We start from the raw sequence: 25,797 nt of genomic DNA, 5'->3' as shown, positions 1-25,797 counted from the left end.
CACAGCATAGATAGCAAGATGGCTATGTGAGCATTTTGAAGGCTTATTTTCATTCAAGAACAAATCCTACCGTTCAAGGCAGCCCGTCTTTTGCGCTACCTCATACGACGAGTATTCCCCGGTAGCATGCGTCTTAGCACATTATTTTTATCAATAAAATGATGTTTCAAGGCAGCAATAACATGCAAAGCCACAAAAGTAATAATTACCCATGCAAGGATTTCATGGGTTTGATTCATCCATTTTGCCAAAGCTTTATCCGACCCTATACCAGGAAATGGTAATATAAATAAACCAAAATAACTGGGTGGCTTATTAGCAGCTACAGACATTATCCAACCTGATAAAGGCATTAATATAAGTAAGAGATACAAACTGTATTGCACAAAACGAGACATAAATCGTTGCCAATCAGGAATGTTGTCCGGCAACGGGGGTTTTCCGCTGATATGTACCCAGACAAAACGAAAAAGCATTAAAAACAAAACAGTAATGCCAAAAGATTTATGAATCATAAATGCAAAACTGCGATATTTCTCAGGTACTGAATCAAGAAAAAAACTAAAGGATAGCATCATAATCACAATGAAGGCTATCAGCCAATGAAACAACTTACTCATCGGCGAATAAGTTAGGTTTTTATTCTTATTCATACCATCAAAACTCCTTGATATTTAAGATCTCTTGACACTCTAACTTAAAGCCCTAGCATTCTATATTACATGCACTTCAGCTATAAGATGCATCACACAAAAAAGCCAAGACTTTTGGTTCGGTAGCCTAGGTTCTATGCAATTATCTTATACCGCTTGCAAATTCGGGTGCTTTTCTCAAATTTTCGCTACGACAAAAATAAGTGCACAGAACCATCGAAATATCAATTATGATGACTTATTATTCGTCATCTGTGATGATGTTTGCGTCAAGTCTAAAAGCTCTCTGATAGCAACAAAAAACATCGTATAATTTAATGAAGCACTTGATCTTAAATCTGCTAATATGGAACGCCATCGCTCAATAAGCTCAGCATATTTATCTGACCATCTGTCAAAACGCTTCATATAATCTTTTTCATCCGTTTCTATGCTGATGATACTTGCGGTTAATTGTCTTTGTTGCCAATCCAGATCATCCCTTAAAGCTTCTCTGGATAAAGATTCCCAGTGGCTTTCTGTAGGATGAATAATGACTTGTGTCCGTATCCAGGCTAAATCAAGATATTCACCAATTTTAAAATATATTTCAGCTACTTTAGTCACATCAATATTCATTTCATTCGCAATTTCGATAATATCCACAGCCGCGAACAACCCGCGTGTTACCGTAAGCTCATGCGCCAACCCTTCTGGAATACCATCCTCAACATATTCCTGAAAATGCTCAAAATATTTATTTCTATGTCCTTCACCAAAAACATCCGGCATCGATTTTTTTAAAAGAACCACACCGGGTGAATACACAGAAACAGCCTTACTAATGTCAAGTTTATGCCGACGAGTCCTTAGAAACCATCGAGTGACTCTTCGAGACAGTCGGACATAAAGCAGCATCATATCAATTTGATTCTGTGCTGATATACTGGTACCCAATGCTTCGATTTGACGCCAGATATTTTCCAAATCAAGCACAGCGCGTGTAATCATGTAAGCTCTTACAATAGCCGAAACAGGTGCTCCGGTCTCATCCTGCAAGCGATAAACAAAAGTAAAACCCATTTCATTCATCATAATATTACTAATACGAGTCGCAATAATCTCTCGACGCAAAGGATGCCCTTCCATCTCTTTACTAAAACGATCCTGCAGAACTTTTGGGAAGGCACGCAGTAAAAATCGCTTTAAATACGGATCTTCAGGTACATCAGAGGATAAAATCTGTTCTTTTAAAATGGTTTTACTGTAGCATAGTAAAACGGCAATGCCTGGACGGGTTAATCCCTTTCCTGCGAGCTTGCGCTCCATGAGAACCTTTTCATCTGGAAGAAATTCAAGACTACGATCCAGTTTACCGATACGTTCCAATTCATTCATATAACGACTATGTAACTCAACAGCACGTGAAGCCAAGGCAGCTGTCAAACTAATTGCCCGAGTTTGCACGTAGTTATCACGCAACACTAATTCTGCCACCTCATCTGTCATTTCACTGAGCAACTCATTGCGTTGTTTGTAAGTTAAATCACCGCTATTCACGATGCTGTTTAACAGAATTTTTATGTTGACTTCTTTATCTGAACAGTTGACGCCGGCTGAGTTGTCGATAAAGTCAGTATAAATTAAACCTCCATTCATGGCATATTCAGTTCGCGCTAACTGTGTAAGCCCTAAATTCCCACCCTCACCGACTGCTTTACAGCGCAATTCCGTGGCATTAATTCGTGTAGCATCATTGCTGCGATCACCCACATCAGCATTACTCTCGTATTTAGACTTCACAAAGGTCCCAATCCCGGCACTCCACAGCAGATCCACCTTTGCCTTAAGAATAATACGGATAAGTTCATTTGGCTCCACAACCGCCTGCTTAATGTTAAAAGCTTGTTTCATTTCCTTACTGACCGTAATCGATTTGGCAAAACGGCTGAAAACACCTCCGCCTTTGGAAATGAGTTTTTTATTATAATCTATCCAGCTTGACCTCGGCAGATTAAATAACCGCTCACGCTCTTTATAAGAGATTTCCGGATCGGGGTCAGGATCAACAAAAATATGAAGATGATTAAAAGCCGCCACTAATTTTATGTGTTTGGATAACAACATCCCATTCCCAAAAACGTCACCACTCATATCACCAATACCAATGACAGTAAAGTCAGTGGTCTCGATATCAATGTTCATTTCGTAGAAGTGACGCTTTACTGACTCCCAGGCACCCTTTGCGGTAATCCCCATCTTCTTATGGTCATATCCAATAGAGCCACCAGAAGCAAAAGCATCCCCCAGCCAAAATCCATATTCAATGGATATTGCATTAGCAATATCGGAGAAACTGGCAGTTCCCTTGTCAGCCGCCACCACGAGATAAGGATCATCTTCATCATAACAAATCACATCTTTTGGTTTGATGACCTCACCTTCTTTCAGATTATCGGTGATATCGAGTAAACCACGTATAAATTGCTGATAGCAGTTGATTCCTTCTGCAAGTATTTCCTCACGAGTACTATACAGAGGCAATTGCTTAGGCACAAATCCGCCCTTCGCACCGCTGGGAACAATAACCGCATTCTTAACCTGCTGCGCCTTCATTAAGCCAAGAATTTCTGTGCGAAAATCTTCTCGGCGATCGGACCAGCGCAATCCACCACGAGCTACTTTTCCCCCACGTAAATGCACACCTTCAAAGCGCGGTGAATGCACAAAAATCTCATACATGGGGTAGGGTCTGGGCATTAAGGGAATAGTTTTGCTGTTTAATTTAATGGCGATATAATCCTTATGCTTACCCTGGGCGTCTTTTTGATAGAAATTGGTACGTAAGGTTGAACTTATCGTTTGAACATATTGCCTGATGATTTTGTCTTCATCAAGATTGGAAACCGAATCAAGATCAGTTAACACTTCACTTACCAAAGCATTGAATTTTTTGTGCTCAGCATCAAATAGCTCCGGATTAAACTGTAATTCAAACAAATCTATTAATTTTTTCGCGATCATTGAATTATTATTCAATGCGTTTTCAATATACTCCTGACTAAAAGCTATTCCGATCTGTTTAAAATATTTAGCATATGTGCGTAAGACAGCAACTTGGCGCCAATTCAATCCAGCAGCTAGCACCAACTGGTTAAAACGATCATTTTCTGCCTTGCCAAACCATACATTGGCAAATGCATTTTGAAATAAATCCTTTATGCTATCCAGCTCTAAATGGCTCCCTTTGGTATATTGCATGGAAAAATCATTAACCCAGGTGATCTTGCCATCCTTAAATTTCAGCATATACGGTCGTTCGCTAATGGCGCGTAATCCTAATGATTCCAGTATGGGAAGCACATCAGATAAGGCAATGGTGGTTTCATGCTGATACACCTTCAATCTGAAAGAGTCGGGACCTTCATGCATAGGACGATAAAAATTCATCCCTAAAGGATTTTCATCTGACAGCTGACGAATATGTTTTATATCATAAACAGCCGTTCGCGGTGAGAAATGTTCACAATAATCTACAGGAAAAGCGTCTTTGTATTCAGCAAACAATCGATTCGATTCTTCTTCGCCAAAGGTTTCCAGGAGATAATGTTGTAATTCATCAGGCCAGGAGCGCCCTACTTCAATCAATTTTTTTTCAATTTCCTTCAAATCATAATCCGGGCAATGTTTCGGATCAATGCGTATGATGAAATGAATCCGTGCCAAAACCGACTCGGAAAATCGCGTGGAAAACGAAATTTCTTTGGCATTAAAACTTTCTGCCAGAATTTGTTGCATAGCTTGTCTTAATTCAGTATTAAAGCGCTCTTTCGGCACATACACCAGACAGGAAATAAAGCGTCTGTAAACATCCTGACGAGCAAACATACGGATACGATTTCGCTCCTGCATATAGAAAATTCCCATTGCCATTTCGAGCAACTCATCTTCACTGGCCTGAATTAAATCATCGCGAGGTAAAGTATCAAGAATGTTGATAAGAACTTTACCTGCGTGGCTACGGGGACTTAAATTTGATTTTTCCATAACCAATGCCACTTTTCGACGAAGAAAAGGAATATGCTTGGGATTGGTATTATAGGCTGCGGAGGTATACAAGCCAATGATTCGACGCTCACCTATTACCTGACCTTGTTTGTTAAAACGTTTAATCCCAATATAATCAGTGTATGCATCGCGATGCACGCTGGCCAAGGTGTTGGTTTTCGACATCACAAGAATGCGGGAAGATAAGGTCAATTCCCGTGCTTCTGGAGTCATGGCAGAAATACTGCGGGCACTGGATTTACTTAAATTCTCTCTGAGAACACCTAAGCCTGTTTCAGGAATAGATTGTAAAATGGTTTCTTTTCCTTTCTGAACCAATTCATAATCTCTCACACCAAGAAAGGTAAAATGATGATCCTCTATCCACTGTAAAAATGCCTTTGTTTCCTCAACCTCATCCTTATCAACAACAGATGAAATATCATCAAGTTCTTTTATCGCAGCGCGCACCCTTTCACGCATTTTGCCCCAGTCTTCATAGACCACACGATTATCTTCGAGAACACGTTCAAAATTTCGATGCATTTCTTCCAGTACATAGGGATCGGTTTGTCGGTCAATCTGAAGAAAGATAGCTGCCTCATGATGTAAAGCAGGAGCTTCATTAGCCTTTACTTTTTTTGCCTGAAAATCAATAACACGACCTTGTTCATCTCTCTCAATTTTAAGCCCGCCAATGTGCATAATAAGATGCAATGAAAAACCCATTCGCCGAATAACCATGCGGATTGAATCCACTAAAAACGGCATATCATCAGTTATAATTTCAATGACAGTGTGGGTGGTTTGCCAGCCATGACGTTCAAAATCGGGATTATAAATTCGTATTTTAGTTTGATGTGGTGAGCGTTCCTCTATTAATGCCCAAAAACTGATGGCAGCACCGTATAAATCATCAATATCCCATTCTTTTAAATCTTCAAGGGAAACGGTATTAAAGAATTGGCGAATGAATCGAGTACAGTTCTTAACCTGCTTGCCAGTCAACTTCTGTTTGATTCGCTCAGTAACGGCTTCAATGATTAAATCTTTGCCTTCTTCAAATTTATAGGACATTCACATTACCCCATTGGAACATAACAAATTGCGCTGAATTATATACCTATTAACATCCTTTTTGCGATATTCCGAACCTTTGTTTTCACCATATTTTCAAAAAAATATCCGATTTCATTGCATTATTCATTCATGATACGCTGCACAGTGTTTAGCAGATTTGGACGCATTTTGAATTTCAAAGCGCAGTTTACATGAGTAAATAAGCATTTGAAATTCAAAATGCGTCCGAGATATAAAAAGTTGAAGCCGGGTAATATGAGTTATTCAATATAAATATAACTACCTGCACTAACCCAGTTTGCCAATTCAATAATTTCAAAATTTCTCATGCGAATACAACCGCGGGAACCGCGCTGACCTAACAGCGTACTGTCTGGAGTACCGTGTATATAGATAAAACGCTGCAGGCTATCCACGTCCCCGCCTTTATTTCGTCCATCCTCCAGCCCGTCAAGTCGTAAAATACGCGTCAAAATCCAGTCACGGCCGGGATATTGTTCCGCCAGTTTTTCACTATAGATTTCTCCAGTCCACTTTCGACCGACAAATACGCTGTTTATTTCATGCTCGAAGCCAATGATAGAATGAATGGTATGCCAGCCGCGTGGTGTACACTCGCTGCCACGCATCTCTCCCAGACCATTCTTCGCAGTGGATACTGAATAAGTATACACCAGTTGATCATTTTCATAACAATGCATCTGTTGTGTTGCTGTTGATATAAGCAATAATTGATTTTTATTTTGCATTATCGGATTCATTAATCCCTACTGTTTTTACATTTATAAATTCCAAAATACCTTCTCGTGAGAGTTCTCGACCATACCCTGATTGCTTGATGCCACCAAAAGGCAGTCTTGGATCAGATGCCAAAAAGTCATTTACAAAACAACTGCCTGCCTGGATTTCTTCGGTGGCAATGCGTTCACCTCTTTCTATATCACGAGTAAATACCGCAGAACCCAGGCCAAATTGACTTTTATTAGCCAATCTGATTGCTTCGGCTTCATCTTCCACCGTAGTCACGCTAATGACAGGGCCAAATAATTCTTCATCAAAAGCAGGCATACCAGGTTTGACTCCGGTCAATAAAGTGGCCGGATAATAAAAACCTTTTCTCTTAGGAATGACGCCGCCTCGTTGCAGTTTAGCACCAAGCTCAATACTTTTTTGCACTTGCTGGTGCAGAGCATCACGCAAATCTCCTCTGGCCATAGGCCCAAGTTTGGTGGAAGGATCTTTGGGATCCCCCATTTGATAACCCATTATTAATTGCTCAATTTTATGAATTAATTCATCTGCGATAGATTGGACAGCCAAAATGCGTTTTGCTGCGATACAAGACTGGCCTGCATTATTGAATCGTGATGAGATAATGGCATTTGCGGCCAAATCCAAATCTGCATCCTCCAAAACCAGATAAGGATCATTTCCTCCAAGCTCCAACACGGTTTTTTTTAAATATTTGCCAGCTGTAGAAGCCACAGAACTACCTGCTTTTCCGCTGCCTGTCAGCGTCACGGCGACAACATTGTTGTTCGCTATGACTTTAGCCGCACCTTCATTATCTACAATAAAATGCTGAAAGAGATGCTCGGGGTATCCCGCTTCCAAAATTAATTCAGCAATCGCTTCACCTGTTCCGGTAGAAATGGGAGCATGTTTCAGGATGGCGGCATTACCAGCCATTAATGTGGGGGCCGCGAAACGAAATACCTGCCAAAACGGGAAATTCCAAGGCATAATGGCAAACACAATTCCTAAGGGTTGGTAGCAGACCTTCGTGCGTTTCATGTCTGTATCAATAAATCTGGCCTTCAGGTGTTGTTCAGCCTGCTCAGCATAATATTGACAAACCCACGCGCATTTTTCAATTTCAGCTTCACTGGAAGTAATGGGTTTACCCATTTCACTTGTAATCAGTGAAGCATATTGCTTTTTATTTTTACAAAGAAGATCTGCCACTCTGTTCATTAACTTTTTTCTTTGAGAAAAATCTGATTTTCTCCATGCTTGAAAAGCAAGATGGCCTGCATCAATTCGTGAATTGATTTGTTCATTATTTAATAAAAGATAATTTTGAATCACTTCTTCTGTTGCTGGATTAATTGTCTGAATCATCGTATTCTCACCTGAAAGTTCCCTTTGTAAGTAGTGTAGTCTCTATCTTGCAATTCAAGCAAGCCTCAAAATATCGCTCTTTCTGTCTAAGAGCGTGTTTTTATTTCATTCATTGAAGCGAATAGCGGCCCTGTTCGAAGAATCAAAATCATTTTGGCTCCAATTAACCGTATTTATTGCCAAATAATGAAATGAGGAAACATCCCTGACACAGCAGAAATTTTTGTAATAAAAATATCGGTTTTGTAATCAGATTTCTTGCTTTAGCTTTTTAATTATTGATACTATTTATGAATTTGTCGATATTGATTTTATGTCATGAAAAATGACCTGATTTTTCAAGCTTTACAGTCATATTCTTACTGCTTCAAAAATCAACTGATTACGACTCAAAAAAAGGCTTCAGAATAAAAGACTTTGTGGGTTTTATTTATGGCATTTATAACAATACAGTTTCGAAAGAAGTCTAATAACACTTTTAGGATGGCTGATGAACAATAACAAACATACATTTCATCTCGCTCACTACCTAACGGCATGGGCAGTACATGCTTTTACCGCCAGCGCCGCTTTCATTGGTGTCTTAACCATTGCGATGATTTATCAGCATGATTATATTAATGCCATATGGCTAATGGCCCTGGCTGTAGTAGTGGATGCGGTGGATGGCAGCCTGGCCAGATGGGTTAAAGTTAAAGATGTATTACCATCTATTGATGGAACATTATTGGATAATATCGTAGATTATCTTAATTATGTTATCACACCTTGTGTGTTTCTCTATGTTAAGCCTAATATGCTTCCGGAGTCCTATTCTATTCTGATCATATGTGCGATTACCATTACGTCTGCTTATCAATTTTGTCAGGCTGATGCCAAAACCCCGGATCATTTTTTTAAAGGATTTCCTTGTTACTGGAATATCGCTGTTTTCTATATGTTTATTTTTCACACGTCAATGATAACGAATGCATTGCTGCTAATATTGCTTTGTATATTGATATTTGTTCCTGTTAAATATGTATATCCCTCAAGACTGGATTATCTGACTGAATCCAGAGTCCTGAAAATCATTATGCACGCTTGTTCCATCACTTATGGAATCAGTTCAGTCCTGGTATTAATAAGTTATCCGGAGCCAGAACCTTTTTGGCTCTCCCTGTCTCTAGGTTATGTGGTTATGTACTTGGTTCTAAGTTTTTACAGGACTTATTCCCCGATGATAAAAGCGAAAATTACAGCAAACAAGGAAGCGGTTAAACAATAAAAGGCAAGCAGAGGTTGATATGTCTTCTTTCAAAACAACGGTTTTATTTATTTTCATCAGCCTGTTCTCTGCAGATATATGCTGGGCACAAAACTACCCCAGAGGCTGTGAAGTTAAAGGTTTTGGATATGATGGTAATTATTTGCTTCTTAATGAAACCGGCGAACAAACTTTTTATTTGTTACAAAATACCAGTAATGCCAAAGTTGAATTACAGCGATATGAAACACGAAATGTATTCATGAGCCCGACTTTGCAGGTTCATATTGATCCGGAAAACTGGGCCGCTTTCGCATCAGATATCAAAAATTTAACCTTTCAATGCTATGTTCATAATAATAATCACACTTCCCTTGTCAATTGTCGGGATGTTTTGGATGTCTGTCAATATCCGAGAGTAAAGTTTGCCCTCAGTAATATGGGTAATTACTGGGTTTCTGTTAATAAAACACAAAATCAGGTCATAAAGGATGCCATTGCTAAAGGGATATTACTACGATGGTGAGCCATTAACTCTACATAATAAACTTTATATACTTCTGGGTGCCGTTGGCGCCGCTATTCTGATATTTAGTTTAAGTTTAGCCAAACCACAAGCTGGTTATATTATAGGCTCCGCTTGCATGCTTATTGTGGCTTTACATTACAAGCTGGTCTATTTTATTGCCTTGGAAATTATCCTCATCGCAGGTCATACAGCTTTCCTATTAGGAATAGGCCCTAAATTACAAGTCGCATTACCTTGTTTATTGTCTTTTCAATTATTTGTTTACTATCTTTTGACAGGTCAATTGCGCAATCCTTTTTTGCTCATTGGTGTCTCAGGCATAGGCCTGCTTTCTATCGGATTTGCATTTAACAATCAATGGATTTTTTTCATTGGCAGTACAGCGATTGCAATATATGCCTGTTATTCAACATTTTACGAAAAGTTTCCTTGCTTTCTCTGGGCTATTCTTAATACCATATTCGCAGTGATCACATTGCTGAACTTGTTAATTTAACAAGTTTGAGATAAAAGGCATGAATACCTTTTATCTCGCAAAACGATCGTTAGTTAATTGGATATTTCCTAAAAAATAAAGCTTTTATGGGATATCCTTTGTTTAATGATGAAGTATGGGAGTAACCTATGGTAAAAACGGCTTCAAATATGCTTAAACTTGGGACAAAAGCCCCTGAATTTAATTTGACGGATGTCACCAGCGGCAAAAAAATAAGTTTAATACAATATGCTGGTAAGAAAGCGACCGTTATCATGTTTATTTGCAACCACTGCCCTTATGTCAAATATATAAACTCTGAATTGTCTCATCTCGCGCATGAGTATATGAATGAAGATATACGCTTTATTGCCATTAACTCCAATGACGTTGAGCAATATCCCGATGATTCACCAGAAAAAATGCGCGAAACAGCTAAAATAAATAATTATCCTTTTCCATATTTATTTGATGAATCACAGGAAGTCGCTGCAGCTTATCATGCTGCCTGTACACCTGATTTTTACATCTTTGACAAGAACCTGGAATTAGTCTACCGTGGACAGTTTGATGATTCCAGGCCAGGTAATAACGTCCCCGTTACAGGACAATCCATTCGTGATGCACTTAACAGTATCCTGAACGACGAAGCAGTGGATGAACTGCAAAAACCCAGCCTGGGTTGTAATATAAAATGGAAAAAGGAATGAGGGCTTTTATGATCAAAAATTAGATGCGGTTAGCCTGATTCTCTCTTTTAAAGGTTGAGAAATCACAAAGATAAGGATAGACTTCGCTTATGTCCCGGTGGCACAGCTGGATAGCGCAGCCCCCTCCTAAGGGGCAGGTCGCAGGTTCGAATCCTGCCCGGGACGCAACTTTAAATTCGATACTTCACAACATTTTGCAGCAGAGGATATCTTAGAGAAATCATAATTCCAGCGGCGCATTCATATGATAAACGCTCCGTAGAGAATAAGCCTTATCTTTTTTCATCGATTTTATTTTTCCTATCATGAATAAATAATTCTATACCCTCAGCCTGGCTTAATGCTCTTGCACTATCAATAGCTGCCTGTTTCGTTTTGAAATAGCCGCTTGCTGCTCGGGCGTTTGTTTTTCTCACTTCCCAGCCTTTTGTCTCATGAGGAAAGACATGATAAGCTTCCATTCTTTTCTCCTTTTTAAGATCATTAATTTTACTATAGCACTTACCCTTCATAAGCCCCATCCATAGACTACACTTAAAATTATCATTGATTGCAAAAAACAAAGACAATAAATTGATTTTTCAGGTAATTTAATCAAATATGGATATAAAAGTATGGAGAACTCTATGTATACCATCGGACGTTATCTGGCAAAAAGACTTGAGGACTTGAGCATCAAAGACTATTTTGCTATCCCAGGCGATTATAATCTGGTTTTGCTGGATGAAATACTGAAAAACAAAAACTTAAGAATGATTAATTGCTGCAATGAATTGAATGCAGGCTATGCAGCGGATGGATATGCCCGTATCCATGGAGTTTCTGCCCTTTTCGTCACTTTCAGCGTCGGCAGCTTAAGTGCGATAAATGCTGTAGCCGGAGCTTATGCTGAAAATCTTCCTCTACTTCTCATTTCAGGCGGACCCAACACAAATTCTATTCAGGATGCAGAAATTTTACATCATACTTTAGGGAATGAAGACCACCTCTTTGTTCGTGATATGTATGATCGCGTAACCGCTCATTCTGTTCGTATTCATAAACCGGAGAATGCAGCCACAGAAATTGACTCCGCCATTGCGATTGCCATGCAAAAAAAGAAGCCGGTTTATATTGAAATTGCCTGTAATATTGCCGATTATTCCATTTCCAATCCAACTAAACGCGCATTTAATGCAACAAAAATAAGTGACAGCTCTTCACTGAAAGCAGCTATTAGCGATGCTGCCGCCAAATTAAATAGTGCTAACAAACCGGTTTTGATTATTGGCAGTAAAACACGCCCCTGTCAGGCTATTTCTGCTGTTAGCGATCTGAGCATTTCAACCAATTATGCGCTAGCCTCCATGCCTGATGCTAAAGGTTTTATATCAGAGCAACACAAAAATTACATTGGCATCTATTGGGGTCCGGTAAGTTCTCCAGGATGTGGTGAAATAGTGGATTCAAGTGATGCTTATTTACTGGTGGGTCCTAATGAAAATGATTACACCACGGTCGGCCATATGTGGGGAATTTTACCTGAAAAATCGATTTCGATTGCTGAGGGACAGGTCAAGATAGGTCATAATATTTATACAGAAGTGTATATGAACGACTTTCTGAGTGGTCTGCAAAAAGAGCTGAAACCGAATGACAATGCTCTTAAAGCTTATCAGCGTATCGCAGGTGAAGCACCCTTGTATCGAGAGTCCGAAGCCGATGAACAGCAAGCCGTCAGTACACGTTATCTTTTTGGCCAGATTCAAAAAATACTGAGTGATGATTATGCTTTATTGGCTGAAACAGGAGATTCCTGGTTTAACTGCATGCGCCTTAAACTTCCTGAGGGGTGTCCTTTTGAAATTCAAATGCAGTATGGTTCTATTGGCTGGTCAGTTGGCGCACTTTTAGGCATGCAGGCAGCATTAAATAATAATAAACGCGTTATCGCTTGTATCGGTGACGGTTCATTTCAAATGAGTGCTCAGGAATTATCCACCCTTATACGTTATGATTTCAAACCGATAATTTTCCTTTTGAACAATACTGCCTATACCATTGAAGTGCAAATTCATGATGGACCTTATAATGAAATTAACAACTGGCACTATGCTGAGTTAGTTGAAGTCTTTGGCAGAGAACAAAAAAACCTCAAGTCTTATGTTGTCAAAACCATTGGTGAACTGAAAAGCGCTATTGAGGAAGCGGAAAAAACACCTCATCTCTGCTTTATTGAAGTATTGTTAGATAAGGATGACTGTAATAAAAATCTTCTGGAATGGGGCTCAAGGGTTGCAAAGTACAATAGTCGCCCTCCCAGAAAATAAAAACGATATATAGGTTATCTAGCTTGCTGAATGATTTAAATTTAAGCAATATTTCTCTATACCGAACTCCCGCTCCCGAAACTTGATCCAGGCGGGAATCAATACAGGATGGTATTTTCATGGATAGGAAAGTCAATGTAGCAATCATCGGTGCTGGAACAGCTGGTCTTTCAGCTTATAAAGAAGCGAGAAAACATACTGATAATATTCTTGTTATTGACAAAGGCCCTTTGGGCTCCACTTGTGCTCGAGTAGGCTGCATGCCTTCAAAAGTCTTACTCCAAACAGCCAATTATTTTCATGACAGGCATCTGTTTGATAAACAGGGGATAAAAGGCAGCGATAAACTTAAGCTCAACATGCCCGACGTCTTAACCTATGTACGCCAAATGAGAGATCATTTCACCGAGGGAGTAATAGAATTTACAAAATCTTTAAAAGAGCAATTCATTTGTGGTGAAGCTCAATTTTTAACGCCAAACAGTTTACAAGTCAATCAAGAAAAAATTGTTGCCGACAGCGTTATTATCGCAAATGGTTCTCAAAGCGTCATTCCTGAGGAATGGATAAAATATAAAGACAAAATATTAACAAGTGAAAATATTTTTGAACAGGATGATCTTGCTAAAAACATTGCCCTGATTGGTGCAGGTAGCATTGGACTTGAGTTTGGACAATCTTTATCCCGCCTTGGCATAAACATCACTGCTTATCATGACACTTCATTCATTGGCGGTTTAACGGATCCAGATATCAATGAAGCCGCAATCAAAATATTCAAAGAGGAATTTCCAATCCACCTTAATGAAAAAGCTTCTTTAACTGAAAAAAATAAACAGTTATGTATTGCAGCCGACCAATCATTACCCATTGATCAAGTTATTGCTGCCATGGGTCGCAAATCAAATTTTGACTCCTTAAACTTGGGTGATTTGGATATTAAGTTGGATAAAACCGGAATTCCACAATATGATCCGACCACCATGCAAATACAAAAATTCCCTATTTTTATTGCAGGCGATGTGAATAAAAGCCGACCTTTACTGCATGAGGCAGCAGATGAAGGTAGAATAGCGGGTTACAATGCCGCAAACAAAACCCGATGCTTTCAACGTCGAACCCCGATTCGAATCTTATTTACAGAACCTAATATCGCTATTGTCGGTAAAGCTTATCAAGAATTAGAAGAAGAATCTTTTGTTGTAGGCGAAGTTGATTATTCAAATCAAGGTCGTGCAAAAATTATGCGCCATAATAAAGGATTGCTCCATATTTATGGTTCAAAAGAGAACGGTAAATTGCTTGGCGCAGAATTTATTGCTCCGGAAGGAGAACATTTAGCCCATTTACTAGCCTGGGCAATATATAAAAACCTGACAGCATTTGAGGTATTGCAAATGCCCTTTTATCATCCGGTCATTGAAGAAGGTATGAGAACTGCACTGAGAAATTTAACTAAAAAAGTAGAAAAACAATCCACTTCATTTGATTTAGCCATGTGTGACAGTGAAGCTATTCCTTCGCTATCATAAAACAATGGCCTCACAATTGCTCAAAAACCAAATATGGCCTTTCCCGAGTGCGACAAAAGCACTTACATCCAAAATCATACAGGCGGAGGCGGAGGACCTCGATGTCGTCCAATTAACCCAGCGATAAGAAACACAATAAATATAATAATGAACAGAAAAAACAATATCTTGGCCACACTGGCTGCAACTCCGGCAATGCCCCCAAAGCCTAATGCCGCTGCGATAATGGCTATGATAAAAAATAAAAGAGCCCACCCTAACATAATAATACTCTCCCTGATATTTCATCCTTGTTTTTAATTATAGAACATATGGATTAAACCCGACATTTCGCATTACAGTATTTATCTAGACAAATCATCGTGAAAATAGGAAACCACAAGCGTTTAGACCCATAAAAAATAATTACATCAGTGATTAGTTCTTTGACTTAAAAAGCTGAAATACCAGTATGGATAAAACTGAAGTTATAATAAAGACGGCTGCCGTGGGCAATTGATTTTCATCATGAGAAGTCGCGATGATACTACTGGAGATGGCCCCACCAGAAATTTGCATGAAGCCAAATATTGCACCGGCCGTCCCTGCGATTTTGGGAAAAGGAGTTAATGCACCTGCTGATGAGTTGGGAAAAACGAGGCTGGATCCAAACATAAAAATTAGAATAGGAATAATAATTACATACACATTTATATATCCGAGCAAATAAAAAAATAACATCAACAAGCCCGCACTGAGCTGACAGAAAAAACCAAGTCGCATCATTTGCTCAATCCCAAGCCCTGCAACCACTCGCATATTTAAAACGGCACCAGCAGCAAATCCAATACCGGAAAAAATATACAACCAACCAAACTGCACCGCATCAAGACCTATTTTATCTTGAAATACGATGGGGGCTGCTGTAATCCAGGCTATAATTCCTGCATAAGTGAATAAGGGACATAAGGAAAATCTTAAAAAGATCGGGTTCATAAGTAAGTTTCTGGCACTCAGGAAGATTATTTTGATTCTGAAATTTTCTTTATGAATATGCTTGCTGGTTTCTGGCGTGTTGAAGTAAAAAGCGCAGAGAATAATAAAACCGTACACACTGAGAAATAAAAAATTATATCTCCAGCCAGCATAATACTGAATGTAACCTCCAAGTATAGGTGCAGTAGCCAAAATAATCACTGTAGATACAGCCAGGTAGGAATTGTAAATGGCCAATGTTTCTTTTTCAAAGAGATCTCTCAGTATAGGTCGTGCCAGAGAAGTTCCTGCTCCAACACCCAGCCCCTGAAGGAATCGCCCTAAAAATAACCAGTATATGTCCGGAGAAACCCAGCAAATCAGACTACCGGCAAAATTGAAGGATAAGCCTGCTATTAAAGGAGAGCGTCTTCCAATTGCATCCGATAAAGGTCCATAGACTAACTGCGACAAGCAAAACCCAGTCATATATATGGCAATGGTAAATTGTATCCAGCTTATTTTAACTTCAAGTTTTTCTGCCATAGCCGGTAAAGACGGTAAATATAAATCTGAACTGACTTGGCCAAGCGAGGAAACCAATAGAATGACGACTAATAAACCAATATGGGAAGGGACTGGATTTTCTTTCACAATTTTTAGCAAAAAGACGCGAGTGTAGAATATCGATATAATAACAATATCATACAATTAAACAAATATATCCATAACTCACAATCTCTTCTTTAAGTCCTGATGACTGTCTTTAAATAAAATGAATAACGCTTTGTTAAATTGAAAAACAGAAGCAGCAAGGCGCATAAAATCTTACTCTTAACGTTCTATTCACAGACTTATCCACTGATTTTGTGGATAACCGTTCGCTGTCGTGATGCAATAATAGCGACGCTGGATAAAGGGATGGACTTCAATGCTTCATTTGCCAAAAACAAACTATAATGTAAATATTATAAATAAGTCTAAATACTCGTTAATCAGAAAAAAATAGATACGAGACGCTGTTTCCCAATCAAAACGGCTTAACCAATTCATTTTCGAAAGTGTAAAACTGTATGGCGCGCATTGTTATTCTTCAACATTCCCCTTATGAACCGTTAGGGATTATTATTAACACCCTCAAACAAAAAAAAATGCGTTTAAAATATGTGAATTTCCATCGAAATCCGGATCATTCAGTGAATCTGCAAGGGTATGATGGCCTCATCATTTTAGGGGGCAATATGAATCCGGATGAGTTGGAACACTATCCTCATTTAACCTTTGAAATAAAACTGATTCATCAGGCCATTGAGAAAAACATCCCGGTCTTAGGAATTTGCCTTGGGTCACAATTATTGAATTTGGCTTTGGGAGGAGAATGTTATTGCTTGGCAAAATCAGAGTTTGGATGGTCGAATATTTATAAAAAATCAAACCACCCTTTGTTTACCTCATTTCCTGAGTGTACTAAAGTTTTTCAGTGGCATCGTTATGCCTCTCGCGTTCCTAACCATACTGATGTTGTTCTTGAAAATGAGCAATGCGTTCAGGCTTTTTCCTATCAAAAAAAGCATATAGGTCTGCAGTTTCACCTCGAGGTGGATAAATATTTGATTTCTCGTTGGATGCAGCATCCGGATTATCTTACGCATTTAAAATCTCATATTGGACCAGAAGAAATCGAAACAATTCGTTCAGATACAAAAAAAGAACTGGAGAGATCAATACAAATAGGAAAAAAATTTTTTGAAGACTACAGCCTCTTGTTTGATAAGAAAAAATATGCCTTATCTTCCGGGCATGCAGGTAGACATTAATACCGTTTCCATTTAATTTTGAGTTAAATAGGTTGTAATAAAAACTTTCAAAGTTTATTTTAGGCTTGAGACTTGTTCTGCTGGGAATCAGGAGTGCCAGGATCACAATTAACTACCAGATTACTCACACAATGTTATGCATGATCAATTATAGTGCAATTATGGTTCTTTTTGGTTATTTATTATTCTTTGAAAAAAGAAAAAATTTCTTTTGCAAGAGTCGCGCTACCTCATGAAAGATTTTGGGACATCCAAGTCCCCAAAATCGACTCGCCAACGCGCGAAGTGTTTGGGCCGCGAGCGTCCTGTTTACGGCACGTTTGCTCTGAACGAGCAAAGCGTACGCCTTCACCAATGACTTAACGGCTGCAGAAAGATTTTTTTAACATCCCTTCGGGCTGTTTAAAAAAATCGCAGCCTATCGCGGACTACGCGCCTCGGCTTTCAGCCTCCCATGGCGCGCAGCGAGCGTGATTTGATTACTTGGTTTTTGCTATCCTATATATGGTACAATTGATAGCACTCCAATATAATTGTTGAATCACTGCAAATGAATGAGAAGAGGCTTCCTCAACAGGCTATTGAGCAAGTTAAAAATTATTTGATCAATTTACAACATCAGATTTGTCTTGAACTCGAAAACATAGATGGCAAGGGTCGTTTTAAAGAAGATGCCTGGCTTCGCCCAGCCGGTGGTGGAGGATGCACACGTGTTCTGGAAAATGGCGATATTTTTGAGAAAGCCGGAGTGAATTTCTCCCATGTTTCCGGTGAAAATCTACCTTCATCCGCCAGTGCGCATCGACCAGAACTTGCAGGTCGGAAATTTCAAGCAATGGGCGTTTCATTGGTTCTCCACCCCGATAATCCTTTTATTCCTACATCTCACGCTAATGTTCGTTTTTTCATCGCTGAAAAAGAAGGTGCCGATCCAATATGGTGGTTCGGTGGCGGATTCGATCTAACACCTTATTATGGCTTTGAAGAGGACTGTATACACTGGCACCAAACTGCTTCTAAAGCATGCCAACCTTTCGGTGATCATCTTTACCCCCGTTTCAAACGCTGGTGTGATGATTATTTTTTTCTTAAACATAGGCAAGAAGCCAGAGGCATCGGCGGTCTTTTTTTTGATGATTTTAATGAAGTCAGTTTTGATTACAGCTTTTCATTAACGAAAAGTATAGGCGATCATTTTCTGCAAGCCTATACTCCAATTGTTCAGCGGCGAAAATTACATTCTTTTACTGATCAACATAAGCAGTTTCAGCGCTATCGACGAGGACGATATGTTGAATTTAATCTGGTTTACGACAGAGGGACCCTGTTCGGCTTACAGTCAGGCGGTCGAACAGAATCTATTTTGATCTCGTTACCACCTGAGGTATGTTGGTCTTATCAACGGCAGCCAGAAAAAAACAGCGAAGAAGCTAAATTATATACGAATTTTTTACCTATACAGGACTGGCTTGCAAAATCGAAACTTCAGGACTAAGCGTTTGTGTGGCCGCCAGCACCCGGTAAGATCCACCATAAACTAAAAGCTACAATGGCATTAAGTATACTTAAAATTAAAAAGACCTCAGGGATGCTGAGATTCAAATAAATTAAAAACATGACTAATAATGTTCCAACCACCATAAAAAATGCATTGTAAATATTATTCGCTGCAATCGTTCGGGCGCGCGATCCTGCACGACTGAATACCTGCAGATGTGTATATAAAGGAACAACAAACAAACCGGCACTCACAGCTAACATCAATAAATCAAATGAAATTCTCCAGTGTCTAAACGAGAAAAAGAAGTTGATGATGCTATACATTGAAGTTTTTTCTTCTGTAACAGATGAAGCTAGATAAAGATCAAAGGCAAAACAAGATAAAATAAATATTGATAAAGGTACATAATATAAAGAAACCCGCCCCGATAACAATCGGTTAATCAGTAACGAGCCAATTCCAATGCCGACAGAAAACAATGCCAGAAATAAAGCAAAAACAATATTATCTGCATTTAATACGTAATGCGTATAATCAGGTAACTTGGTAAGCACAACAACACCAATTAACCAAAACCATGAAATCGTTAAGATAGGTATGAATAAATCAGATTGTTCTTTAACTTCTTTTAGCATCACAAAGGTGGCTCGCAATATATTCCAGTCTATTTTAAAATCATTTTCAGTATGTGGGGGCGCTTTAGGAATGAAAAAACTGGATGTTAAACCAGCCACTGCAGCAAAATTGGTAAGCAGAATTGCAAGATAAGTACTGCCTTTATCGGTACCTATTGCAAGTGTCCCCAATGTGGTTCCTAATAGTATGGCTAAAAATGTGCTGCTTTCAATTAAACCTGTTGCACCCAATAAAGATGACTTAGGTAAATGATCAGGTAAAATCGCATATTTTATAGGTCCAAAAAAAGACGAATGAATGCCCATGCCAGTCAGTGTAATCATTAACAGAGCAATATGTCCAAAATAAAGACCCATACCACCAATCATCATGAGTAACAACTCAAAACCCTTTAGGTAACGACTCATTTTTGCTTTATCCAATTTATCCGCAATTTGTCCAGCTGTCGCTGAAAAAAGAAAAAAAGGTAAAGTAAATAAAGCACCAGCAATAGCCTGATAACGTTCGGACTGTACCTGCGAGTGGCTCAGGTTATAGCTGATCAATGTCAACATGGCGAGTTTAAATGCATTGTCATTGAATGCGCCAAAGAATTGAGTAAGAAATAAAGGTAAAAAATGCTGCTTTCTTAAAAGATAAAAGCTTCCTTGATTCATTCATGCTCCTTAACATCCTTGCCCATCACCAAAAACATTGATGGTCAAATATCACATAACTCCGCAATAGAAAAATCATGGCAAAAAACCGGACTTTGAATTTGGATTAAGCAAAATTTGCCATTTCTGTGAGTCTATGGAAATTACAAAGATGCCATTTAATCCATTGTTAACGCTCTATTACTCAATGAGGTTATTAATTTTTCAAGATTATGTATGTGGGGTTCAGATTGAGTAATGATAGCGTTTGTCTTTTGCTCACAATAGTGTTTAATTTCTTTGTCTGGAAGAATATAAAAGGTTTTTCTGGTGATTTCATCAATAATATAAGCTGCGACTTCTTCTGCAGGACGACTATGCTTAATTAATGAAGATATTAGCTGATGTAATTTATCCTCATGTAAAGGGGCAGAGTTTGTTAGTAAAGGGGTATTTACAAAGGAAGGACAGATAACAGAAACATCCACAGGTTTATTTAATCGTTTTAAATCAAAATAAAGTGCTTCAGAAAGAGCCACTACACCATGCTTGGAAATGGCGTAGGCTGACATGTTAGATCCGCTGCATAAACCATAAATACTGGCCATGTTAATAATATGTCCACGGTGCGGTTGTTTGAACATGAGAGGAAGAAAAGCCTGGATACCATTAATAGCTCCGAAGAGATTAATATCAACGACCTTGCGTATGTGCTCATTGGTCAACTCCCAGATAGGGGCTAAATGACCACTAATGCCCGCATTATTGATCAACCAGTCAATACGTTTAAATCGTTCGTAGGTTTGCTTTGCCAAGTGCTTAAAGCTGCCTGCCTGAGTGACATCACAAACAACCCCCATTACTTTGGTGTTATATTGACGGCTTAATCTTTCAACTTGATCACAAAGGGAAGTAATAGCATTATCAGCCATAACCACATGCATATCTTTCTGTAGACATATACGCGCCATCGCAAGTCCTAAACCACTTGCAGCGCCAGTTATCACCACAACTTGATGATCCATTTCCATAAAAATATTCTACTAATCAAATAAATTTTCTTAAAAACTCTGATTTTTATCATAGTATGTTACACACCAAGGCAAAAACTGCTTTTGGGTAAAAAAACAGTCATTCCCTAGTTGAAATCAGCTATCATTTGAAAAACCAACCATACAATTCTTTAATGATTTTTCTTGTATGGACAGGAAATCAGATTAATAAGAAGATCGTAAAACAGGATAAGTCAAATTTCTAAACCTGACTTATTCATTGACTACGACAACTTCCTGCGCCTTGAAGCCTTTTGGACCTTTATCAAGGACATAGGAAACATGGTCATTTTCATGGAGAGTTTTAAAACCTACTCCCTGAATATCCTTATAATGAACAAAAATATCTTCGCCTTGTTCATTAACAATAAACCCAAATCCCTTTTTCTCATTAAACCACTTAACATGGCCAGTTTCACGTTGCGACATTACGCTTTTCCCCTTTCAAACTAAAATATTCCTTTTTTCTGCTCAAAGTTAGCTACTTGGCAGATAAATCTTCCAGAGATATCAGCAAATACAATTCCGATATATCTCTGTAAACACCGACCCAACATGATATCCAAAATTAGAATATATGTCAGTTACTTGATTAAAGTAGAACATTGCCGAATTTTCGTCAAGCTGTAGATCTTACAAAGCTAAAATATTATTTACTCATATTAAGCAATTTCTTCGATTTTTTATTTTTTATTAACAGCAAAACCTGCCTGTTTTAATAGATTGGATTTCACAACACAAACAATTTATTCAGCTAATATAAACGTAAAAACACTCAAGAAATAAAAAGCATATGGAGTAATAGGGTAATCCTCCCACAAAATAGTTGATGCCAAAAGTAGAATTTTCTCGTAATGTATATGCAAGGAGATTCTGCATGAAGAAATCAAAATCTAGTGGCAGCCAAATCCTGTCGATATTGAAGCAAGATATCAGAAGAAGCATTAGGAGCTGTACCATGGTCAACAGGAAGATATAAATCAAAATAGCTTGAGCTTTCAGGAAGTTTTTCAATCTCGGTTAAAAATTTTTTTATGTATTTCTTCTTTATCAAAATCCATTATTGTTTCCGTTTCAATAAAAGGAATTTGGAAGATAATATAATGAGTTTACCTCGTCAAATTGATCTGGTTGATTTAATCCCGATTATTATAAGCATTAATACTACAATAAGCCCTAAGAAATCTTTCAATTGGTTATGAATGTTTTTAAAATCATTCACTCATAAATAATTATTTTATTGGGAATTAAATATGTTATATTCAAAAGAAGATTTTATACGCCTAGCTTTGCATTATCAGGTATTAAAATTCGGTGAGTTTACTTTAAAATCAGGACGAGTCAGTCCTTATTTCTTTAATGCCGGTTTATTTTATCACGGTGAAGCGCTTCATAAATTAGGCAAGTTTTATGCCAATGTACTTTTAGAAAATCATGTAAAATTTGATCACTTATTTGGACCAGCGTATAAAGGCCTTCCTCTGGCGACCGCCACCTCCATAGCTCTTGCTGAATTTGGCAAACCATCTACTGTGACTTTTAATCGAAAAGAAATGAAAACTCATGGAGAGGGTGGCCAATTAATTGGTTCACCATTACACGGCCGAACCATTATTATTGATGATGTTATTACGGCAGGTACGGCCTTTAGAGAAGCCCAGTCTCTCATTAACGCAAATGGAGGAAAATTGACGGGGGTGGTTATTGCTTTAGACCGCTGTGAACGAGGAATATCAAATGAATCAGCTATTGCAGAAATCAAACAGCAAGGTATTGAAGTTTATTCAATCATTACACTTTTTGATTTAATTGAGTATTTAAGAGCAAACAAGTTGAATCAAGAGGTCGACAAGCTTATGACTTATCAGGAAAAATATGGTGTTTAACCGCTTTTTTTTATAAGATAAACTTTAGTCTGTTGGGATAAATATCTCCTCTGTAAGAGAAAACTATGCGGCAAATAAAAAAAATATGTTCTGTTGTTTTGTTATCGAGTTGTTTTAGCCAAGCATCCCTCAGCCAGAATGGACCTTGGTTCACTGGCCCACTTCTTGCTCCTGCAGGTCATATCATTCCAACAGGACACACTAATGTGGAGATATACGGAATTCACACTGAGAATGATGGCATATTTAACCGACATGGAAAACTAATCCATACACCGACTAATAGCAGCACCATATTAAACCCTTTGCTTTCTCATGGGCTATCGGATTATGTCGATATTCAAATCAGCGTACCTTATACCTATAATTCCAATTTAGGTGAACACAGTAATGGATTTACTGACAATTCTGTTATTTTAGGGTTTCAGTTACTTGAACAAAAAAATTCTCGCTGGCGTCCTGATTTGAGGGTTAGCCTCAATGAGATTTTACCGGCAGGGAAATATGATCAACTAAATCCCGGAAGAAACGGTACCGATGCCAAAGGATTAGGCAGTTACCAAACTTCAATCGGCTTTCATTTTCAGCACCTTCTTCCTGTTTTTAAAACCCATTATTTGCGAACGAGATTAAGTCTCAATCATATTTATGCAAGTAAAGTGAAGATTCATGGACTCAGTACCTATGGAGGAGCAGTTAATACGAATGGTCGAATACGACCTGGTAATTTTTCAAGCATTGATCTTGCTGGAGAATTTACTTTGACTCAACATTGGGTGGCTGTTATGGAAGGGTTTGCTGCATATAGGCAAGGTACGCAATTTAAAGGCTTCAGAGGTACTACTGCCACAGGAATGCCAGCTTCAATCGGACACGGTACAGTTCAGTTTATTTCTTTGGCTCCAGCCATTGAATATAATTTTAATGCTAATTATGGAATCATTGCAGGTGTCTGGTTTGATCTGAAGGGGAAAGAGACAGTCAAGTTTGTTTCACCCATGGTGGCTTTCAATGCCTTTTGGTAAATAAATAATTGTGGTCCACACTCTTAAGTACTAGCTTTATTATCCGTAAGAGATCAACTCCTGCCTTGAAATAAGTATACTTTATACATCTTGAACAAAAATAAGGATTATAAATGCTCACATAGCTATCTAAGCTGGGTTTTTTTCAGTCTTACTGTTAGAGAAATCTTCAACATGGAGGCGATTTATTATACTATGAAGGGATGGGCCTTTCGGCCCAGTTAAATCTTGTTATGCAGGGACAACTTCTACCTGTAAGTTTGCAATAACATCACTGTGAACATGGATTTCAACCATATAATTGCCAATAGAATGGAATGGCCCTTCTGGCAAAATTACCTCTCGTTTGTTTATTTCTATATTCTTTTCTTTTAAAGCCGTGGTAATTTCACTTACTCCGACAGAACCATATAATTTTCCTTCCTCACTTGCCATAGCCGAAATAACAACCGTTGTATCATTTATTTTGGCAGCGCGTTGTTCAGCTTTTGCTAAATCCTGTTGAGCCTTTTTCTCTAACTCAGCGCGTCGTTTTTCAAACTGCTCAATATTTTCAGTAGTGGCAAACACCGCTTTATGCTGTGGGATAAGGTAATTACGTCCATAACCCGCTTTTACTGAAACTTTATCACCTAAATTTCCTAAGTTTCGAATTTTTTCCAATAAGATGACTTCCATCTGATAACCCCTTATGCTAATTCTCGCTTTTTAGCGAGTAAATATACTCTAAAATTAAAAATACTATCTAATAACCCAAAGATGATATAAACAGGAAATATAATAATGGGCTTAACCAATAAAGATAAACTCATTAAAATAGCAGCTCCCTTGATTTTTTTTTGTGACAGTACAACATAAGCCAGAACGGCTCCTGCAACCAGAAAATACAGCAATACCAATGGCAATAAGTCTATGGCAACCAATACCTTGCTATAAGCCGCTGGGAATAACAGCAATAATAAGACTAAAGCGAATTTTCCACTGCGAAATCCAAAGACTTCTTTCTTAAAACCACCTGGATTGTAGCATTTTGCCTGCATCCATCGAGCACATAACAATGATAAAACGGTTGATAACAGCACACTAACCATTTGAGCACTAAACAATAAATGTGCCATGATGTTTTGATCAATTTTTTTGCCATACTCGCCAAAAACAAACATTCCGTCAAAATCCTGATACTCCGTCAGCAAAGATTTTAGCAGCATAAATTGCTCATTGATCAATTCAGGAGCAAAAACTTGTATTAGGCCCACAGTCAGAAGCGACTGAAAAAACAATGAACCCAAGCTATAACGCCAACTAGCCGTACACCTTAATACATAAGCTGCAATAAAAGCCGGAACAAAATTGATAAGCGTGCTGTAAAAAACAGCCTGTACAGGAGCTAAAAGCATCATTACCGTAAGATTTACTATCATCGCAAGCAGTAATGCCTGTATGCCCTCCTTCTCACCTTTTCTCAATGTAATCAAAGCAATGAATGCTACAGCCAACCAAGTTGCAAAAGGTATAAGTGTAAAAAAGGAAATAGCCAAATAGGCATATGGCTTATTTTCCAACAACATTTTACATTGTCTAGCTAAAAAACCAGTTGCAGGATTCATTTT

General features: G+C 38.3%; 22 protein-coding genes and 1 tRNA gene. 11 read left to right on the top strand and 12 right to left on the bottom strand.

Annotated elements, in window-relative coordinates; all coding sequences use genetic code 11:
- Nucleotides 1-95 precede the first annotated feature (95 nt).
- The 4 genes from E4T55_RS14555 to E4T55_RS14540 all read right to left on the bottom strand — a co-directional run bounded on the left by E4T55_RS14555 (nt 96) and on the right by E4T55_RS14540 (nt 7,880).
- On the bottom strand, nt 96-653 hold the full coding sequence (locus E4T55_RS14555) for a cytochrome b (RefSeq protein WP_058501696.1): 558 nt from the start codon (nt 651-653) through the stop codon (nt 96-98).
- A gap of 228 nt (nt 654-881) precedes the next feature.
- Nucleotides 882-5,756 carry an NAD-glutamate dehydrogenase gene (locus E4T55_RS14550; RefSeq protein ID WP_058501697.1) on the bottom strand — a complete coding sequence of 1,625 codons (4,875 nt, stop codon included), beginning with the start codon at nt 5,754-5,756 and terminating at the stop codon, nt 882-884.
- A gap of 263 nt (nt 5,757-6,019) precedes the next feature.
- On the bottom strand, nt 6,020-6,508 hold the full coding sequence (locus E4T55_RS14545; protein ID WP_058501698.1) for a L,D-transpeptidase: 489 nt from the start codon (nt 6,506-6,508) through the stop codon (nt 6,020-6,022).
- Nucleotides 6,498-7,880 (bottom strand): NAD-dependent succinate-semialdehyde dehydrogenase, encoded by a 1,383-nt coding sequence (locus E4T55_RS14540; RefSeq protein ID WP_058501699.1) that lies wholly within the window; start codon nt 7,878-7,880, stop codon nt 6,498-6,500. Before E4T55_RS14540 ends, E4T55_RS14545 begins: the two co-directional genes overlap by 11 nt.
- A 490-nt stretch (nt 7,881-8,370) precedes the next feature.
- On the opposite strand from E4T55_RS14540, the gene pcsA reads away from it, so the two are divergent.
- From pcsA to E4T55_RS14515, 5 genes are all read left to right on the top strand, one after another.
- Nucleotides 8,371-9,147 (top strand): phosphatidylcholine synthase, encoded by a 777-nt coding sequence (gene pcsA / locus E4T55_RS14535; protein ID WP_058501700.1) that lies wholly within the window; start codon nt 8,371-8,373, stop codon nt 9,145-9,147.
- Between the two features lie 19 nt (nt 9,148-9,166).
- On the top strand, nt 9,167-9,652 hold the full coding sequence (locus tag E4T55_RS14530; RefSeq protein WP_058501701.1) for a hypothetical protein: 486 nt from the start codon (nt 9,167-9,169) through the stop codon (nt 9,650-9,652).
- Nucleotides 9,618-10,151: a hypothetical protein gene (locus tag E4T55_RS14525; protein ID WP_058501702.1), complete on the top strand. Its 534-nt coding sequence runs from the start codon at nt 9,618-9,620 to the stop codon at nt 10,149-10,151. The genes E4T55_RS14530 and E4T55_RS14525 overlap by 35 nt, the downstream gene beginning before the upstream one ends.
- Before the next feature lie 128 nt (nt 10,152-10,279).
- Complete coding sequence (locus tag E4T55_RS14520) at nt 10,280-10,840, top strand: thioredoxin family protein (protein WP_058501703.1); 561 nt, start codon at nt 10,280-10,282, stop codon at nt 10,838-10,840.
- Between the two features lie 91 nt (nt 10,841-10,931).
- Nucleotides 10,932-11,005 (top strand) — tRNA-Arg (locus tag E4T55_RS14515).
- Nucleotides 11,006-11,112: 107 nt separating this feature from the next.
- On the opposite strand, the gene E4T55_RS14510 is transcribed toward E4T55_RS14515, so the two are convergent.
- Entirely contained in the window at nt 11,113-11,301 is a 189-nt protein-coding gene (locus E4T55_RS14510; RefSeq protein ID WP_058501704.1) for a DUF2188 domain-containing protein, read from the bottom strand.
- Nucleotides 11,302-11,466: 165 nt separating this feature from the next.
- Between E4T55_RS14510 and E4T55_RS14505 the strand changes: the two genes are divergently transcribed.
- Together E4T55_RS14505 and E4T55_RS14500 are read left to right on the top strand one after the other, a co-directional pair.
- Nucleotides 11,467-13,149: a thiamine pyrophosphate-binding protein gene (locus E4T55_RS14505; RefSeq protein WP_058501705.1), complete on the top strand. Its 1,683-nt coding sequence runs from the start codon at nt 11,467-11,469 to the stop codon at nt 13,147-13,149.
- A gap of 119 nt (nt 13,150-13,268) precedes the next feature.
- Complete coding sequence (locus E4T55_RS14500) at nt 13,269-14,681, top strand: dihydrolipoyl dehydrogenase (protein ID WP_058501706.1); 1,413 nt, start codon at nt 13,269-13,271, stop codon at nt 14,679-14,681.
- Between the two features lie 74 nt (nt 14,682-14,755).
- Here the strand turns inward: E4T55_RS14500 and E4T55_RS14495 are convergent, their stop codons facing one another.
- A complete protein-coding gene (locus E4T55_RS14495) occupies nt 14,756-14,944 on the bottom strand; it encodes a DUF1328 family protein (protein ID WP_058501707.1) in 189 nt (62 codons plus the stop codon).
- A gap of 154 nt (nt 14,945-15,098) precedes the next feature.
- Complete coding sequence (locus E4T55_RS14490) at nt 15,099-16,289, bottom strand: multidrug effflux MFS transporter (RefSeq protein ID WP_162262325.1); 1,191 nt, start codon at nt 16,287-16,289, stop codon at nt 15,099-15,101.
- A gap of 419 nt (nt 16,290-16,708) precedes the next feature.
- Here E4T55_RS14490 and E4T55_RS14485 point away from each other — a divergent pair, with 419 nt between their 5' ends.
- Nucleotides 16,709-17,452 (top strand): type 1 glutamine amidotransferase, encoded by a 744-nt coding sequence (locus E4T55_RS14485; RefSeq protein ID WP_058501709.1) that lies wholly within the window; start codon nt 16,709-16,711, stop codon nt 17,450-17,452.
- 550 nt (nt 17,453-18,002) lie between these two features.
- Nucleotides 18,003-18,947 (top strand): oxygen-dependent coproporphyrinogen oxidase, encoded by a 945-nt coding sequence (gene hemF, locus E4T55_RS14480; RefSeq protein ID WP_058501710.1) that lies wholly within the window; start codon nt 18,003-18,005, stop codon nt 18,945-18,947.
- Here the strand turns inward: hemF and E4T55_RS14475 are convergent.
- The 3 genes from E4T55_RS14475 to E4T55_RS14465 form a co-directional block, all read right to left on the bottom strand.
- Nucleotides 18,944-20,245: an MFS transporter gene (locus tag E4T55_RS14475; protein WP_058501711.1), complete on the bottom strand. Its 1,302-nt coding sequence runs from the start codon at nt 20,243-20,245 to the stop codon at nt 18,944-18,946. The two genes, hemF and E4T55_RS14475, sit on opposite strands and share 4 nt — an antisense overlap.
- A gap of 158 nt (nt 20,246-20,403) precedes the next feature.
- The gene (locus tag E4T55_RS14470; RefSeq protein ID WP_065235989.1) at nt 20,404-21,249 is read right to left on the bottom strand and encodes an SDR family NAD(P)-dependent oxidoreductase; all 846 of its coding nucleotides are present in this window, start codon (nt 21,247-21,249) and stop codon (nt 20,404-20,406) included.
- A gap of 240 nt (nt 21,250-21,489) precedes the next feature.
- A complete protein-coding gene (locus E4T55_RS14465; protein ID WP_058501713.1) occupies nt 21,490-21,705 on the bottom strand; it encodes a cold-shock protein in 216 nt (71 codons plus the stop codon).
- Between the two features lie 824 nt (nt 21,706-22,529).
- Between E4T55_RS14465 and pyrE the strand changes: the two genes are divergently transcribed.
- Complete coding sequence (pyrE, locus tag E4T55_RS14460) at nt 22,530-23,162, top strand: orotate phosphoribosyltransferase (protein WP_058501714.1); 633 nt, start codon at nt 22,530-22,532, stop codon at nt 23,160-23,162.
- 65 nt (nt 23,163-23,227) lie between these two features.
- The gene (locus tag E4T55_RS14455; protein ID WP_058501715.1) at nt 23,228-24,187 is read left to right on the top strand and encodes a hypothetical protein; all 960 of its coding nucleotides are present in this window, start codon (nt 23,228-23,230) and stop codon (nt 24,185-24,187) included.
- A 231-nt stretch (nt 24,188-24,418) separates the two neighbouring features.
- Here the strand turns inward: E4T55_RS14455 and rplI are convergent, their stop codons facing one another.
- Nucleotides 24,419-24,865 (bottom strand): 50S ribosomal protein L9, encoded by a 447-nt coding sequence (gene rplI, locus E4T55_RS14450; RefSeq protein WP_058501716.1) that lies wholly within the window; start codon nt 24,863-24,865, stop codon nt 24,419-24,421.
- 11 nt (nt 24,866-24,876) lie between these two features.
- Complete coding sequence (locus E4T55_RS14445; RefSeq protein ID WP_065235990.1) at nt 24,877-25,794, bottom strand: hypothetical protein; 918 nt, start codon at nt 25,792-25,794, stop codon at nt 24,877-24,879.
- Between the last annotated feature and the right edge of the window lie 3 nt (nt 25,795-25,797).

Source organism: Legionella israelensis (assembly GCF_004571175.1).
Lineage (GTDB): Bacteria > Pseudomonadota > Gammaproteobacteria > Legionellales > Legionellaceae > Legionella_D > Legionella_D israelensis.
The sequence above is the reverse complement of the archived record's forward strand: the minus strand, read 5'-3'. Positions and strand labels throughout refer to the sequence as shown.

Excerpts from the sequence above, each read along its gene's own strand:
- pyrE (WP_058501714.1), top strand. The coding sequence starts at position 22,530 with ATGTTATATTCAAAAGAAGATTTTATACGCCTAGCTTTGCATTATCAG.
- E4T55_RS14525 (WP_058501702.1), top strand. The coding sequence starts at position 9,618 with ATGCCATTGCTAAAGGGATATTACTACGATGGTGAGCCATTAACTCTA.
- E4T55_RS14475 (WP_058501711.1), bottom strand. The coding sequence starts at position 20,245 with ATGAATCAAGGAAGCTTTTATCTTTTAAGAAAGCAGCATTTTTTACCT.
- E4T55_RS14530 (WP_058501701.1), top strand. The coding sequence starts at position 9,167 with ATGTCTTCTTTCAAAACAACGGTTTTATTTATTTTCATCAGCCTGTTC.
- rplI (WP_058501716.1), bottom strand. The coding sequence starts at position 24,865 with ATGGAAGTCATCTTATTGGAAAAAATTCGAAACTTAGGAAATTTAGGT.
- E4T55_RS14545 (WP_058501698.1), bottom strand. The coding sequence starts at position 6,508 with ATGCAAAATAAAAATCAATTATTGCTTATATCAACAGCAACACAACAG.
- E4T55_RS14550 (WP_058501697.1), bottom strand. The coding sequence starts at position 5,756 with ATGTCCTATAAATTTGAAGAAGGCAAAGATTTAATCATTGAAGCCGTT.
- pcsA (WP_058501700.1), top strand. The coding sequence starts at position 8,371 with ATGAACAATAACAAACATACATTTCATCTCGCTCACTACCTAACGGCA.
- E4T55_RS14505 (WP_058501705.1), top strand. The coding sequence starts at position 11,467 with ATGTATACCATCGGACGTTATCTGGCAAAAAGACTTGAGGACTTGAGC.
- E4T55_RS14520 (WP_058501703.1), top strand. The coding sequence starts at position 10,280 with ATGGTAAAAACGGCTTCAAATATGCTTAAACTTGGGACAAAAGCCCCT.
- E4T55_RS14455 (WP_058501715.1), top strand. The coding sequence starts at position 23,228 with ATGCGGCAAATAAAAAAAATATGTTCTGTTGTTTTGTTATCGAGTTGT.
- E4T55_RS14555 (WP_058501696.1), bottom strand. The coding sequence starts at position 653 with ATGAATAAGAATAAAAACCTAACTTATTCGCCGATGAGTAAGTTGTTT.
- E4T55_RS14470 (WP_065235989.1), bottom strand. The coding sequence starts at position 21,249 with ATGGATCATCAAGTTGTGGTGATAACTGGCGCTGCAAGTGGTTTAGGA.
- E4T55_RS14485 (WP_058501709.1), top strand. The coding sequence starts at position 16,709 with ATGGCGCGCATTGTTATTCTTCAACATTCCCCTTATGAACCGTTAGGG.
- E4T55_RS14495 (WP_058501707.1), bottom strand. The coding sequence starts at position 14,944 with ATGTTAGGGTGGGCTCTTTTATTTTTTATCATAGCCATTATCGCAGCG.
- E4T55_RS14540 (WP_058501699.1), bottom strand. The coding sequence starts at position 7,880 with ATGATTCAGACAATTAATCCAGCAACAGAAGAAGTGATTCAAAATTAT.
- E4T55_RS14500 (WP_058501706.1), top strand. The coding sequence starts at position 13,269 with ATGGATAGGAAAGTCAATGTAGCAATCATCGGTGCTGGAACAGCTGGT.
- hemF (WP_058501710.1), top strand. The coding sequence starts at position 18,003 with ATGAATGAGAAGAGGCTTCCTCAACAGGCTATTGAGCAAGTTAAAAAT.
- E4T55_RS14510 (WP_058501704.1), bottom strand. The coding sequence starts at position 11,301 with ATGGAAGCTTATCATGTCTTTCCTCATGAGACAAAAGGCTGGGAAGTG.
- E4T55_RS14445 (WP_065235990.1), bottom strand. The coding sequence starts at position 25,794 with ATGAATCCTGCAACTGGTTTTTTAGCTAGACAATGTAAAATGTTGTTG.
- E4T55_RS14465 (WP_058501713.1), bottom strand. The coding sequence starts at position 21,705 with ATGTCGCAACGTGAAACTGGCCATGTTAAGTGGTTTAATGAGAAAAAG.